Origin of the sequence: Janthinobacterium sp. RA13 (assembly GCF_000745325.1) — a bacterium.
GTDB classification, from domain to species: domain Bacteria; phylum Pseudomonadota; class Gammaproteobacteria; order Burkholderiales; family Burkholderiaceae_D; genus Janthinobacterium; species Janthinobacterium rivuli.
The window spans coordinates 2,906,498-2,920,692 of record NZ_JQNP01000001.1 but is presented as its reverse complement, the minus strand read 5'-3'; the positions used below and the strand labels follow the sequence as shown (position 1 = coordinate 2,920,692).

The 14,195-nt window shown below is 62.7% G+C and carries 14 protein-coding genes; 13 read left to right on the top strand and 1 reads right to left on the bottom strand.

Annotation, left to right across the window (positions count from 1 at the left end):
* Positions 1–38 precede the first annotated feature (38 nt).
* The 4 genes from FG13_RS12955 to FG13_RS12940 all read left to right on the top strand — a co-directional run bounded on the left by FG13_RS12955 (position 39) and on the right by FG13_RS12940 (position 3,198).
* Positions 39–1,034, top strand: a complete 996-nt coding sequence (locus FG13_RS12955) for an RluA family pseudouridine synthase (protein ID WP_034754116.1) — start codon at positions 39–41, stop codon at positions 1,032–1,034.
* Between the two features lie 89 nt (positions 1,035–1,123).
* On the top strand, positions 1,124–1,783 hold the full coding sequence (locus FG13_RS12950) for an HAD-IIIA family hydrolase (protein WP_035821424.1): 660 nt from the start codon (positions 1,124–1,126) through the stop codon (positions 1,781–1,783).
* Positions 1,780–2,157, top strand: a complete 378-nt coding sequence (locus FG13_RS12945; protein ID WP_099402980.1) for a Rieske (2Fe-2S) protein — start codon at positions 1,780–1,782, stop codon at positions 2,155–2,157. Before FG13_RS12950 ends, FG13_RS12945 begins: the two co-directional genes overlap by 4 nt.
* Before the next feature lie 39 nt (positions 2,158–2,196).
* Entirely contained in the window at positions 2,197–3,198 is a 1,002-nt protein-coding gene (locus FG13_RS12940; protein ID WP_035821422.1) for a S49 family peptidase, read from the top strand.
* 376 nt (positions 3,199–3,574) lie between these two features.
* On the opposite strand, the gene FG13_RS29025 is transcribed toward FG13_RS12940, so the two are convergent.
* The gene (locus tag FG13_RS29025) at positions 3,575–3,970 is read right to left on the bottom strand and encodes a hypothetical protein (protein WP_051958995.1); all 396 of its coding nucleotides are present in this window, start codon (positions 3,968–3,970) and stop codon (positions 3,575–3,577) included.
* Between the two features lie 256 nt (positions 3,971–4,226).
* On the opposite strand from FG13_RS29025, the gene FG13_RS12930 reads away from it, so the two are divergent.
* From FG13_RS12930 to motD, 9 genes are all read left to right on the top strand, one after another.
* Entirely contained in the window at positions 4,227–4,937 is a 711-nt protein-coding gene (locus tag FG13_RS12930) for a pseudouridine synthase (protein ID WP_035828038.1), read from the top strand.
* A gap of 88 nt (positions 4,938–5,025) precedes the next feature.
* On the top strand, positions 5,026–6,024 hold the full coding sequence (locus FG13_RS12925; RefSeq protein WP_035821420.1) for a fumarylacetoacetate hydrolase family protein: 999 nt from the start codon (positions 5,026–5,028) through the stop codon (positions 6,022–6,024).
* A gap of 139 nt (positions 6,025–6,163) precedes the next feature.
* Positions 6,164–7,357, top strand: coding sequence for a flagellar biosynthesis protein FlhB (gene flhB, locus FG13_RS12920; RefSeq protein WP_035821418.1), 1,194 nt, complete (start codon positions 6,164–6,166; stop codon positions 7,355–7,357).
* On the top strand, positions 7,354–9,450 hold the full coding sequence (gene flhA, locus FG13_RS12915) for a flagellar biosynthesis protein FlhA (protein ID WP_035821417.1): 2,097 nt from the start codon (positions 7,354–7,356) through the stop codon (positions 9,448–9,450). The genes flhB and flhA overlap by 4 nt, the downstream gene beginning before the upstream one ends.
* A 271-nt stretch (positions 9,451–9,721) precedes the next feature.
* Positions 9,722–11,050, top strand: a complete 1,329-nt coding sequence (gene flhF, locus FG13_RS12910; RefSeq protein WP_034754102.1) for a flagellar biosynthesis protein FlhF — start codon at positions 9,722–9,724, stop codon at positions 11,048–11,050.
* On the top strand, positions 11,043–11,906 hold the full coding sequence (locus tag FG13_RS12905; RefSeq protein WP_035821406.1) for a MinD/ParA family ATP-binding protein: 864 nt from the start codon (positions 11,043–11,045) through the stop codon (positions 11,904–11,906). Before flhF ends, FG13_RS12905 begins: the two co-directional genes overlap by 8 nt.
* A 45-nt stretch (positions 11,907–11,951) precedes the next feature.
* Positions 11,952–12,683, top strand: a complete 732-nt coding sequence (locus FG13_RS12900) for an RNA polymerase sigma factor FliA (protein ID WP_035821402.1) — start codon at positions 11,952–11,954, stop codon at positions 12,681–12,683.
* Positions 12,665–13,411 (top strand): flagellar motor protein, encoded by a 747-nt coding sequence (locus FG13_RS12895; RefSeq protein WP_035821399.1) that lies wholly within the window; start codon positions 12,665–12,667, stop codon positions 13,409–13,411. Before FG13_RS12900 ends, FG13_RS12895 begins: the two co-directional genes overlap by 19 nt.
* 5 nt (positions 13,412–13,416) lie before the next feature.
* Complete coding sequence (motD, locus tag FG13_RS12890) at positions 13,417–14,193, top strand: flagellar motor protein MotD (RefSeq protein WP_035828035.1); 777 nt, start codon at positions 13,417–13,419, stop codon at positions 14,191–14,193.
* Positions 14,194–14,195: the final 2 nt, after the last annotated feature.

Genomic DNA, 14,195 nt, shown 5'->3' with positions numbered 1-14,195 from the left:
ATGAAGGACTTAGAGAGATTTCTGGGAAGACATAGTAAATGAAGAGTCAAAATGATGTTGTTCCCCCTTCAACACCCCCGGTTCAGCCGCAAGCCCAATTCGTAACGATCGCCGAGGAAGAAGCAGGCCAGCGCATCGACAACTACTTATTAAGAGTGTGCAAGGGAGTGCCTAAAAGCCACATCTACCGGATATTGCGTTCGGGAGAAGTGCGGGTTAATAAAGGCCGTATCGATCAGCTGTACCGTCTCGCCGCCGGCGACGTGGTGCGCATTCCACCCGTGCGCGTGGCCGAAAAGGCCCCCACGGGCGCGCCGGCCGCCGAATTCAAGATCATCTTCGAAGATGCGCAGCTGCTCGTCATCGACAAGCCGGCCGGCGTGGCCGTGCATGGCGGCTCGGGCGTCTCGTTCGGCGTGATCGAGCAATTGCGCGCTTCGCGCCCCGACGCCAAGTTCCTGGAACTGGTGCACCGCCTGGACCGCGACACGTCCGGCTTGCTGTTGCTGGCAAAGAAACGCACGGCATTGACGAATTTGCACGAACAGATGCGCGACGGCGTCACCGACAAGCGCTATCTGGTGCTGGTGGCCGGCGACTGGAAGAATGCACGCCAGCATATCAAGTTGCCATTGCATAAATATACGACGGCCGAAGGCGAGCGCCGGGTGGCCGTGCAGGCCGATGGCCTGGCATCGCACACGGTGTTTTCACTGTTGCATAAATATCACAACTTCGCCTTGCTGGAAGCGGAATTGAAGACGGGACGCACGCACCAGATCCGCGTGCACCTGTCTTCGTCCGGTTTCCCCATCGCCGGCGACGATAAATATGGCGACTTTGCCCTCAACCGTGCCCTGTTGAAAGCCGACAGCACGCGCGGCGCCCTGAAACGCATGTTCCTGCACGCGCACCAGATCACGTTTACGCATCCGGAAACGGGCAAGACGATGACCCTGAACGCGCCGCTGGCTGCCGAATGCGAGCGTTTCTTGGTAAGCTTGGGCAAACCATTGGCCGTTGCCGCACGATAAAATTCGACGCGTGCGCGTGACACTACTCACAAGGTAGTCAGTCGCCATCATTCATTCTCAAGGAGCCGGCGGCTATGCCGTCGGGAAACATGGCAAGAAAGCAATTTGATCTGATCGTCTTCGATTGGGACGGTACCCTGATAGACAGTACCTCGACCATCGTCAAGTGCATCCAGGCATCGGCCAAAGACCTGGGCTTGCCTATCCCCACCGAGTTGCTCGCTTCGCATGTGATCGGCCTGGGCTTGCAGGAAGCCATGCAGCTGGTGATGCCCGACGTGGAGCCGAAATACCATGCGCGCATGGCGGAACGCTACCGTTATCACTACCTGTCGCGCGACCACGAACTGGCGCTGTTTCCTGGCGTCTACGAAATGTTGCAGGAACTGTCGCAACAAGCCTACTTTCTCGCCGTTGCCACGGGCAAGAGCCGTGTCGGCCTGAACCGCTCCCTGAATGCCGTCAAGCTGCTGTCCCTGTTCGATGCGACGCGTTGTGCTGACGAAACCTTTTCCAAGCCCCATCCGGCCATGCTGCAGGAGCTGACGCGCGAACTGGGGCAGGATATGCGCCGTACCGTGATGATCGGCGACACCAGTCATGATTTATTGATGGCAAGCAATGCAGGCGCGGCTGGTATTGCCGTAGAGTATGGGGCGCATCCCGTGGCGCAGTTGCAAGCTTGCAATCCCCTGTATTCGGCCGCCACGGTGGCCGAGCTGCATCAATGGCTGAGCGAGCACGCATGATGAACGATGTTGTCGATATTTACATTTGCGCCGCCGACGCCGTGGCTGACGGCGGCAAGGGCGTGCGCTTTCCCGTTTCGGCCGGTGGCGAAGCGACCACGGGCTTTGTCGTGCGCCACGGCGGCAAGGCGTATGGCTACCTGAACCGTTGCGCCCACGTGCCGATCGAACTGGACTGGGCGGAAGGCGAGTTTTTCGAGTCCAGCGGTTTGTATCTGATGTGTTCGACGCATGGCGCCATCTATGTGCCGGAAAGCGGCCTGTGCGCAGGCGGCCCCTGCAAGGGCGGACGCTTGCGTCCGATTGCCGTGGCCGAGCGTGATGGCCAGCTGTACTGGCAGCCCGACGAATATGTCCAGCCATTGCCGGCCTGAGGCCGGGGCAGGCCTTCTGTAATTTAAGCAAAGTGAACCATGAGCGATAACACGAATGACAAGCTGGACAGCAGCGCGCCAGCCGCCGGCCACGGCGCCCCTGCGGGACACTGGGAGCGCGACGTGCTGGAAAAGCTGGTATTTGCCACTTTGCAAGAGCAACGCGCGCACCGCCGCTGGAGCATCTTTTTCAAGGTTTTCGGCCTGCTGATCGTGCTGTTCGCCCTGTGGGTATTTTATGACTACAACACGGCCGACGACAGCGAAACCCTGGGCCGCCATACGGCCCTGATCGACATCAGCGGCGCCATCGAGTCCGAAGGCAGCGGCTCGGCCGCCGTCGTCATCCCCGCGCTGGACAAGGCGTTTTCCGACGCCGGCTCCGTGGCCGTGGTGCTGCATATTAATAGTCCCGGTGGCAGTCCCGTGCAGGCCGGCATGATCGTCGACGAGATGCAGCGCCTGCGCAAGGGCTATCCGGACAAGCCTTTGTATGTGGTGGTCGATGAAATGTGCGCCTCGGGCGGCTATTACATCGCGGCCGCCGCCGACCGCATCTACGTCAACAAGGCAAGCGTGGTCGGCTCCATCGGCGTGCTGATGGATGGCTTCGGCTTTACGGGCGTGATGGAAAAGGTCGGCGTCGAGCGCCGTTTGCTGACGGCCGGCGAGAACAAGGGTTTCATGGATCCATTCAGCCCCCTGACGGAAAAGCACAAGGCGTATGCGCAGAGCATGCTCAATGAAATCCACCAGCAATTCATCGACGTCGTGCGCGCGGGGCGAGGCAAGCGCCTGAAGGAAACCCCTGACACCTTCTCGGGCCTGTATTGGACGGGCGCGAAAGCCGTGGAAATGGGCCTGGCCGACGATTTCGGCACGGTTGACAGCGTGGCGCGCGACGTCGTCAAGGCGGAAGACATCGTCGACTACACGCAGCATGAAGGCTTGCCGGAACGGGTACTCAAGAAGTTTGGCGCCGCCATGGGCGCGGGCGCCATGAAGGCAGCCGTGCAGCAGTCACAACCGGCGTTGCGCTGAGAACATCACTGTTGGCTGGCAGGCAAGCCAGTCGAGAATGATTTTCAATAAGGTGGTAAATAGGCTTGAAAATGGGGCTGCTTGGGCTATAGTGAAAGCGTAGTTCTTTTCAAGGAGGGGCGATATATCAACTATGTTGTCAGTACTAACTTGATTGGCAGGTCCTGGAACTACTCGCCGCATCGCAGATGTGGTTTTGAGTGAATTTACATTCCTCACTAAAGTCCCGATGGGGCTTGGGAACGGCGGCGCAATGCCGCCGTTTCCTTTTGTGTGTGCAAGATGGGCCGGTGTGGCTGGATGTTGTTGTCTGGGCTGGGCGTGCGGGCAAGGCAGGCATGCGAGGGCGGGGCATGGCTGGTCGCATGGGCCGCGTTCAGGCGGCGCAGCCGTTGCAGTGCGCGGGCAGGAGCGCGGTGCTTGCCTGCCGGGCCGCCGCTGCACTGGCGTTGCTGTTGGCGCTGCTGTTTGCGCTGGTGTCGGGCGGCATGTCCGCCATGGCAGGCGCGGTGACGCTGTCGCTCTCCGCGTTCGCGTCCGCATGCGCAAAACCGCCCAGTTCCAGCCAGCACATGAAATGGCATTGCGCCTCGGCATGCCAGTGCGTCTGGCCTGCAGGCGCTGGCGGCGCGTCCGCATCGTGCGGCGCCGGGGCGCTGCTCCAGCGGGCCACGCCGAGCCTGACTTTGTGCATGGCCGCCTGTTCCGCGGCGATGCGTTGGCGCATGTCGGCGATGCTGCCTTGTAAGGCGATGGTATCGGTATGCTTCATACAATGTCCTTGTGGGTCGTTGCTTGGTTATTATTCCTAAAGCTCGTTAGGCGGATTCCTAACGAAGTTTCAGTCTATCAACGCGATATTCCGAGCGCTTGATATTTCTCAAAAGAATCAACCATTTCTCGCCAAATCTCACCTTGTTCTTTTTGGTATTTCTGCATGCGCCATGGTTTCGTGCAGCCTGGACCGCTGTGCAGGCGCCAGCTGCCGCCGCTTCACGCTGCCAGCCGCTTCTGGTAAAGTCACGCCCATGAGTAAATTATCCCTAGACCGCATCCTGCAATCGCAGGGTTTTGGCACCCGTAAATATTGTCGTTCCCTCATCGAGGATGGCGATGTCGTCATCGGTGGCGTCACCCAGACCAATTACCGCACCACCGTCGAGACCGACGGCCTGGTGCTGCACGTGTTCGAAGAAGAGTGGGTCTACCGCGCGCACCTCTACCTGGCGCTGAACAAGCCCGCCAACTTCGAATGCTCGCGCAAACCCAGCCATCATCCTGGCGTGCTGACCTTGCTGCCGGAACAATTCACCTGGCGCGAAGTCCAGCCCGTCGGCCGGCTCGACCACGATACGACCGGCATGCTGCTGATGTCCGACGATGGCCCGTTTATCCATGCACAATCGTCGCCGAAGCGCCACGTTCCCAAGATTTACCAGGCCACTACGCAAGAGCCGGTGACCGATGAGCTGGTAGCCCTGCTGTTGGCTGGCGTGCAATTGCATGACGAGCCGGCCCCGCTGGCAGCCCTCGTCTGCGTCAAGCGCGGCGAACACCAGCTGGAAATCGTGCTTGAGCAAGGCAAATACCACCAGGTCAAGCGCATGCTGGCCGCCGCCGGCAACCATTGCAGCGCGCTGCACCGTTCCGCCATCGGCAGCCTGACCCTGGAATCGCTGGGCATCGCCGAAGGCGACTGGTGCTATCTGACTCCCGAGCAGATCGCGCTGCTGGCCTAAATTCCTCCAGGCCGCCAAAGCCGGGGATGTCCCGGCTTTTTGGCGTCTTTAGCCTCCTATTGCCTGCATTTGACGAAGTTTCCCGCACATGAAATTAGCAACCCTGAAGGATGGCACGCGCGACGGCCAGCTGGCTGTCGTCTCGCGCGACCTGAAAACGGCCCACCTGGCCGACGGCATCGCCCCGACCCTGCAAAAGGCGCTCGACGACTGGAGCTTCATCGCGCCCCAGCTCGATTTGCTGTACCAGACCATCAACAGCGGCCGCGGTCATCGCGCTTTCGAGTTCGATCCGGCCAACTGCATGGCGCCCTTGCCGCGCAGCAGCCTGCGTGTGGCCGGCGCATCCTACCTGCAGCAGATCGAGCGGGCCTGCAAGGCGGCTGGCGTTGATGTGCCCGCCAACTTGCGCGAGGCGCCGCGCCTGTACCAGGGCGCCAGCGATGATTTCCTCGGCGCCCACGACGACATCACCCTGGCGCACGAGCAGTGGGGCATCGATTACGAGGCAGGCATCGCCGCCATCACGGATGACGTGGCCATGGGCTCGACGCCCGACCAGGCGCACCTGAACATCAAGCTGCTGATGCTGGTCAACGACGTGACCTTGCGCAACCTGGCGGCCGACGAGCAAGCCAGTGGCTACGGTTTCCTGCAGGCGAAACCGGCCATGGCCTGCTCGCCCGTGGCGATTACGCCCGATGAGCTGGGCGACGCCTGGCGCGGCGGCAAGGTGCATTACGCCTTGCGCTGCAGCCTGAACGGCAAATTGACGGGCCAGCCCCACGCGGGCGCCGACATGGCCTTCAATTACCCCCAGTTGCTGGCCCATCTGTGCCAGACGCGCAATGCGCGCGCCGGCAGCGTGGTCAGCGCGGGCGGCGTCGCCAACAAGGAAGTCAAGAAGGGGTTTTCCAGTATCGTTGAACGACGTAACCAGGAGATGATCGCCGATGGCGTCGCCAGCACGCCATTCCTGCTGTTTGGCGATGTGGTCCGTCTGGAAATGCTCGGCGATGACGGTAAATCCTTGTTTGGCGCCATCGAGCAGACCGTGAAGCAGGCGGAAGCGAGGAAGTCCCGCTAAGGTTACTGGAGAGTAAAGGAAATGCAGGGGATTTGCCCCCCTGTTCCGCCGATGGCGCGCGCCCGTCTGAACCGATAATGCAACATGCCCAGTCCGTATTGCGCCTAGCCAGGCTGCAGGACTTCACCGGAGTTGATTGATGTCGGAAGACAGCGACGCAGAAAAGACCGAAGCCGCGTCACCGAAGCGCCTCGAGCAGGCGCGTGAGGAAGGCGACGTTCCGCGATCGCGTGAAGTGGCAACGTTTACTGTGTTGATGGCGTCCGGCTGCTGCCTGTGGTTTGCCGGCGACGCCATCGTGCGGCGGCTGACGGCCGTGATGGTGTCCGGCCTGACCCTGGACCGCGAGCAGATCCTCAATCCCGACGCGATGATGTTGCGCATCGGCTACGACGTGGGCTCCGTCTTGCTCACTTGCCTACCGTACGCGCTGGCCATCATGCTCGTCGCCCTGGCCTCGCCCGTGCTGGTGGGCGGCTGGCTGTTCAGTTCCAAGGCGTTCACCCCCAATTTTGGCAAGCTCAACCCGATTCGCGGCCTGGGCAATATGTTTTCGAAGAATGCGCTGGTGGAATTGCTCAAGGCCATCGCCAAGACCCTCGTCGTCGGCGTCGTGGCCTGGATGGTGATGCAGCATCAAAAGGACGCCGTGCTGGGCTTGTCGGTGGAATCGCTGCGCGCCGGCTCGGCCCATCTGATCAGCCTGCTGATCACGGCCTTCCTGTTGATCGTCGGCGCGCTGGGCCTGATCGCCGCCATCGATGGGCCGTACCAGATGTGGCACTACGCCAACAAGATGAAAATGTCCTTGCAGGAAGTCAAGCAAGAGTCGAAAGAGTCGGACGGCAATCCGCAGATCAAGGCGAAGATCCGCCAGATGCAGCATGAAATGTCGCGCCGCCGCATGATGGCCGACGTACCGAAGGCCGACGTGGTGGTGACCAATCCTACCCACTACGCGGTGGCCTTGAAGTATGGCGAGAATTCGCGCGGCGCGCCGCAGGTGGTGGCCAAGGGCATCGACGAGGTGGCGGCGAAGATCCGCGAACTGGCGGGCGAGCACAAGGTCGCCATCCTGGAAGCGCCGGCCCTGGCGCGCGCGCTGTACCAGCATACGGACATCGGCGACGAGATTCCCGAGGCGCTGTATGGCGCCGTGGCCGAAGTGCTGGCCTATGTGTTCCAGCTGCGCAGCTATGGCAAGGGCCAGGGCGAGCGTCCCGACAAGCCGAAGAAACTCGACGTGCCGCCCGAGCTCGACCCGCACAATCCCGCATCGCAGACACCGCCCGCAGCCGGCGCAGCAGACAAGAATAAAGGAAGTACACCATGAACGGCCTGAGAATGCCAGCCTGGCTCAGTGGAATGGGTGGCAACGCCAGCAAGGGCATCGCCGCGCCTATCATCATCATCATGCTGCTGGCGATGATGGTGCTGCCGCTGCCGGCCTTCATCCTCGACATCTTCTTCAGTTTTAATATCGCGCTGTCCATCATCGTGCTGCTGACGGCGCTGTACACGGTCAAGCCGCTCGACTTCATGGCGTTCCCGACCATCTTGCTCGTGTCGACCATGCTGCGCCTGTCGCTGAACGTGGCGTCCACGCGCGTGGTGCTGACGGAAGGCCATACGGGCGCCGACGCGGCCGGTAAAGTGATTGAAGCGTTCGGTCACTTCTTGATTGGCGGCAACTACACGGTCGGTATCGTGGTCTTCATTATTTTGACGATCATCAACTTTACGGTGGTGACCAAGGGTGCGGGCCGTATCGCCGAGGTGGGCGCCCGCTTCGCGCTGGACGCGATGCCCGGCAAACAGATGGCCATCGACGCCGACCTGAACGCCGGCCTGATCGGCGAAGACGAAGCGCGCCGCCGCCGCACGGAAGTGGCGCAGGAAGCGGAATTCTATGGCGCCATGGACGGTGCCAGCAAATACGTGCGCGGCGACGCCATCGCCGGCATCATGGTCACCGTCATCAACATCGTCGGCGGCTTGCTGGTGGGCCTGCTGCAGCACGACATGGGCTTTGCCGACGCACTGAAGAACTACACCCTGCTGGCCATCGGTGACGGCCTGGTGGCGCAGATTCCTTCGCTGATCATTTCCACGGCGGCCGGTATCGTCGTCTCGCGCGTGGCTAGCGAACAGGACATCGGCACCCAGCTGGTGGGACAATTGTTTGCGAAACCGCAAGTGCTCTATATTACCGCCGGCATCATCGGCGGCATGGGATTGATTCCCGGCATGCCGAACATGGTCTTCATCCTGCTGGCGTCGTTGCTGGCCGGTTCCGCCTATCTGATCAGCAAAAAACGCACGCAGGAAAAAGAGGCGGCCGAAAAGCCGGCCGAAGCGCCGCAAGCGACCGTGGCGCCGGAGCAGGAAGAAGCCAGCTGGCAAGACATCATGCCCGTCGATACGCTGGGCCTGGAAGTGGGCTACCGTTTGATTCCCCTGGTCGACAAGACGCAGGGTGGCGAATTGCTCAAGCGCATCAAGGGTATCCGCAAGAAATTTGCCCAGGAAGTGGGCTTCCTGGCGCCGCCCGTGCACATCCGCGACAACCTGGAATTGAAGCCGTCCGCCTACCGCATCACCTTGAAGGGCGTGGAAGTGGGCGTGGGCGAAGCGTTCAACGGCCAGTTCCTGGCGATCAACCCCGGCATGGCCAGCGGCACTTTGCCGGGCCTGGCCACCAACGACCCCGCCTTCGGCTTGCCCGCCACCTGGATTGACGCCAGCTTGCGCGACCAGGCGCAATCGATGGGCTACACGGTGGTCGACGCGGGCACCGTGGTGGCCACGCACCTGAATCACCTGATCACCTCGCACGCGTCGGAACTGCTGGGCCGCGCGGAAGTCCAGTCCCTGCTCGACCATCTGGGCAAGGATGCGCCACGCCTGGTGGAAGACCTGGTGCCGAAGATGCTGTCGCTGTCGACCTTGCAAAAGGTGCTGCAAAACCTGCTGGCCGAGGGCGTGCACATCCGCGACATGCGCAGCATCATCGAAACCCTGGCCGAGCATACGGTCAGCACGCAAGACCCGAACGAGCTGACGGCGCTGGTGCGCGTGGCCCTGGGCCGCGCCATCGTGCAGCAACTGTTCCCCGGCGCGGCCGAACTGTCCGTGATGACACTCGACAGCCGTCTCGAGCGGCTGCTGATGCAAGCGATGGGCAATGGCGGTGACGGCGCCGGCATCGAGCCTGGCCTGGCCGACACCATTGCGCACCAGGCGGGTCTGGCTGCGCAGCAACAGGAAGCGCTGGGCCTGACGCCGGTGCTGCTGGTGCCGGCGCCGCTGCGCGCCCTGCTGTCGCGCTTCCTGCGCCGCGCCTTGCCGCAGCTCAAGGTGCTGTCGCATGCGGAAGTGCCGGAAACCAAGACCATCCGCGTCACGGCGCTGGTGGGCGCGCAATAAAGCAAACCCAAGCGAAGGGCCGGGGTCGAACCCTCAGGGGTCGACCCCAGTTGTTGCTTTGGGTTAAAAAAACCGTAATTTCCTCCCGGCAAACTGAATAACGGGTACTTTCCCGTCCTGTTCCTTCGATCATTTCCTGTAAGCATCGCTAATAATGGAAACTGTCCGGGTGATCTGTGTCCATGTGGAAGACAGCACTCAAGCAACAGGAGTCGACGATGGTCACACAGTTCAGCCAATATTGCGCCACCCCCGCCCTGGGAGGCCGGTCATGAATGTGAAGAAATTTACGGGTGCCTCGTCGCGCGATGCGCTGCGCAAGGTGCGTGAAGCGCTGGGCCCCGACGCCGTGATCCTGTCGAACCGCCAGGCCGATGGCGTGGTGGAAATCCTCGCGCTGGCCAATGACGATGCCGCTTCGCTGGCGTCGCCGCCGGCCGCGTCCGAAATGGCCCAGCCCCGTCCCCAGTTGCAGACCCAGTTCGCCACGCCGCAGCGTCCGGCCGCCCCGGCCCAGCGCCCGGCCGCGCCACGTCCTGCCGCACCGCGCCAGGCTGCCTCCGAGCCAGTGGACATGGCCCGCATGCAGCAGATGATGGCCAGCGCGCTGGCGCACGTCAAGGAAAACGCCGCCGCCGAGATGAGCGGCATGATGAATGAAATCCGCGCCATGCGCGGCATGATGGAAACCCAGCTGGCGGAAATTTCATGGGGTTCGACGCAGCAGCGCGAGCCGCAAAAAGCCGTCGTGCTGCGCGAAATGCTGGCCGCCGGTTTTTCTGCCAGCCTGGCGCGCTACCTGATCGACAAGCTGCCGGCCGGCCTCGATGGCGCGCAAAGCATGCGCTGGATCAAGACCGTCCTGAGCCGCAACCTGAACACGGTGGCCAATGAAGACGCCATGCTGGAGCAGGGCGGCGTGTTTGCCCTGGTCGGCCCGACCGGTGTCGGCAAGACCACCAGCACGGCCAAGCTGGCGGCTCGCTGCGTGATGCGCCACGGCCCGGAAAAGCTGGCCCTGATCACCACGGATGCCTATCGTATCGGCGCGCATGAGCAATTGCGCATCTACGGCAAGATCCTCGGCGTGATGGTGCATTCCGTGAAGGACGAGGCGGACCTGCGCATCGCCCTGAAGGAATTGAAGAACAAGCACACGGTGCTGATCGATACGGTCGGCGTGAGCCAGCGCGACCAGATGGTGACGGAGCAGGTGGCCATGCTGTCGGGCGCCGGCGCCGACGTGAAACGTTTGTTGTGCCTCAATTCCACCGCGACGCAGGAGACCCTCAACGAAGTGGTGCGCGCATATCAAGGCAGCGGCCTGGCCGGCTGCATCATGACCAAGCTCGATGAAGCGGCCTCGATCGGCAATGTGCTCGACGTGGTGATCCGCCAGAAGCTGAACCTGTTTTATGTGTCGAACGGCCAGCGCGTGCCGGAAGACCTGTACCTGGCCGACCGCGGCTACCTGATCGACCGCGCATTCAAGCTCAAGCGCGACTCGGCGGCCACGCAGTTTTCCGATGCCGAACTGCCGCTGCTGATGGCGCAGGCGGCCGCCCGCAACAATGAAGCGCGCGGGGTGCACCTTGGCTAATTTCGATTTCGATCAGGCCGAAGGCTTGCGCCGCATGCTGGCCGGCCCGCAGCCGCGCGTCATGACGTTCCTGTCGGCCACGCCGCAGGACGACAAGGGCGCCATGCTGGTCAACCTGGGCGCTTCGCTCGCCTACGGCGGCAATGACGTGCTGCTGCTCGACGCCAGCGGCGGCAGCGATGGCGTGGCTGCGCGCCTGGGCCTGGCGCACGGCGCCAGCCTGCGCGACGTGGCGCGCCAGCAGTGCGGCTTGAACCAGGTCATCCACCAGGTGCCGCAAGGCTTCGGCGTGGCCAGCCTGGGTGCGCGCAACCATTTGATGGACAGCATGGACTATGCGGGCGAGGACGAACTGCGCCGCCTGGGCAAGACCTTCGAGGTGCTGGCGCGCCAGAGCGGCATCGTGCTGGTCGACGGCGTCATGGCCGACGAGGGCGACTGCTTCCCCGTGCCGCTGATGGCCTCATCGGATATCGTCGTGCAAGTGTCCACCAGCGCCACCTCGATCAAGGCGGCGTACTGCCTGATCAAGCGCCTGAGCCAGGAACTGGGACGCCGTCCGTTCGGCATCCTCGTCACCGGCGCTTCCGAATCCGAAGCAAAAGTGGTATACGATAATATGGCGCAGGCGGCGAGCCGCTACCTGGCCGTGAAGCTGACCTCGATGGGTTCGGTGCCTGCCGATGAATATCTGCACCGCGCGGCGCGCCTGGGCCGCAGCGTGGTCGATGCGTTTCCGCTGGCGGGCGCCTCGGTGGCGTTTCGCGGCCTGGCCGAGCGGCTGGCCCGTTCGGCGGCGCCGGTGCTGGGCGGCACCTTGTACCAGACGGGGAGCCCGCACCAGTTCAGCGCCTGAAGCCAACCGTAGCACCAGATAAGATGAGAAAACAATAAGCAGCCTATGTACACGGTCAAAGGGAAATCGAACAAGGACTATTTGCTGACGGAGCATATTCCGCTGGTGAAGCGTCTGGCGCACCATATGAAGGCGAAATTGCCGCCTTCGGTCGAGGTCGATGACCTGATCCAGGCTGGCATGATCGGCCTGCTCGATGCCATCAGCCGCTATGAAGAGACGCATGGCGCGCAGTTCGAGACGTATGCCGTGCTGCGCATCCGCGGCGCCATGCTCGACGAATTGCGCACCAGCGACTGGCTGCCGCGCAGCATGCGCCAGAACATGCGCAAGATCGAAGAGGCGATGAGCACCTTGCAGCAGCGCCTCGGCCACCCGCCGACGGAGTCGGAAGTGGCGAAGCTGCTGAAAATGTCGCTGGCCGACTACCAGGAAATGCTGGGCGACGGCGGCGGCCACCAGCTCGTGTACTACGAAGACTTTCATGACCCGGACGGCAATGACAGCTTCCTCGACCGCCATTGCGTGGACGAGGACAGCGACCCCTTGCGTTCCCTGCTCGATACCGATTTCCGGCAATCCGTGATCGATGCCATCGACGCGCTGCCGCCACGCGAGAAAATACTCATGGGCCTGTACTACGAAGAAGAGCTGAACCTGAAGGAGATCGGCGCGGTGATGGGCGTGTCGGAATCGCGCGTCTCGCAGCTGCATACCCAGGCCGTCGCGCGCCTGCGCGCAACCTTGAGGGAGCTGGCGTGGACTGGTCCAGCGTAATCGGGCTGGCGCTGGCGCTGGCGGGCCTGTTGGTCGGCCAGGCACTGGAAGGCGGCAAGATGGCCTCCCTGCTGCAGCCGGCCGCCTTTGCCATCGTCATCGTCGGCACCTTCGGCGCCGTGCTGCTGCAAACGCGGCTGCGCACTTTTGTGCGTGGCCTGGAAATGTTGCGCTGGGTCTTCCTGCCGCCGTCCGACACGCGCGCCGCGCTGGCGCGCGACATCGGGCAATGGAGTCTGACGGCGCGCCGCGACGGCCCGCTGGCGCTCGAGCGCCTGATGGAAAACACGGCCGACCGCTTCAACGCCAAGGGTTTGCGCATGATCGTCGACGGCATCGCGCCCGACAAGCTGCGCCAGCTGCTCGACGTGGAAATTTCCGCCTACGAAATGGCCGAGCGCCAGGCCGTCAAGGTGTGGGAATCGGCGGCCGGCTATTCGCCCACCATCGGCATCCTGGGCGCCGTGCTGGGCTTGATCCACGTCATGGAAAACCTCACCGACCCGAGCAAATTAGGTGGCGGCATCGCCGTGGCGTTTGTCTCGACGATTTATGGCGTGGGCCTGGCCAACCTGCTGTTCCTGCCGGTGGCAAATAAACTCAAGGCCATCGTGTCGCGCCGCGTGCTGCAATACGAAATCACGGCCGCCGTGCTGTACGACATCGCCACGGGCGACCATACGCGCATCATCGAAGAGCGCGTGTCGAGCCTGCTGCACGAGCATTGACCATGATGCGGCGCGCGCGCAGGAAGTATGACGAGGAACCGGACAACCAGGACCGCTGGCTGATCTCGTACGCCGACTTCATCACCCTGCTGTTCGCCTTTTTCGTCGTCATGTACGCCATTTCGCAAGTCAACGAAGGCAAATACCGCGTCTTCCAGAATGCCATCGGCCAGGCCTTCAGCCTGGAAAAGGGCGCGCCGCCCATCATCATGGAAGCGCCGCAAGCCATTCCGCTGCCGAATCCCTCCCTGAAACGCCGCACGGAAGCCATCCGCCGCGAGCGCGAACACATGACGCGCCTGGCGCAGGACCTGACGTCGACCCTGGCGCCGCTGGTGAAGGAGGGCAAGGTGCGGGTCACGCAGACTAGCCGCGGCGTGAGCGTGGAAATCAATGCCAGCGTGCTGTTCGATCCGGGCGCGGCGCGCCTGACGACGGAGTCGGACCAGGCCCTGCGCGCCGTGGCCGTGCTGCTCAAGGACGACACGCACGACGTGCAGGTGGAAGGGCATACGGATGTGCAGCCGATCAGCAATTCGAACTTTGCCTCGAACTGGGAATTGTCGGCCGCGCGCGCCAGCGCTGTGGTGCGCCTGTTCATCGCCAGCGGCGTCAAGGCTTCGCGCCTGACGGCCGTCGGCCACGCCGACAATATTCCCGTGGCGCCCAATGAAACGGCGGAAGGGCGCGCGCGCAACCGCCGGGTCGCCGTGACGATTTTGTCGGGCATCCCCGAAACGGTGACGGAAGTGCCGACGGCGCCCGTGGCGCCAGCCAATTGAAC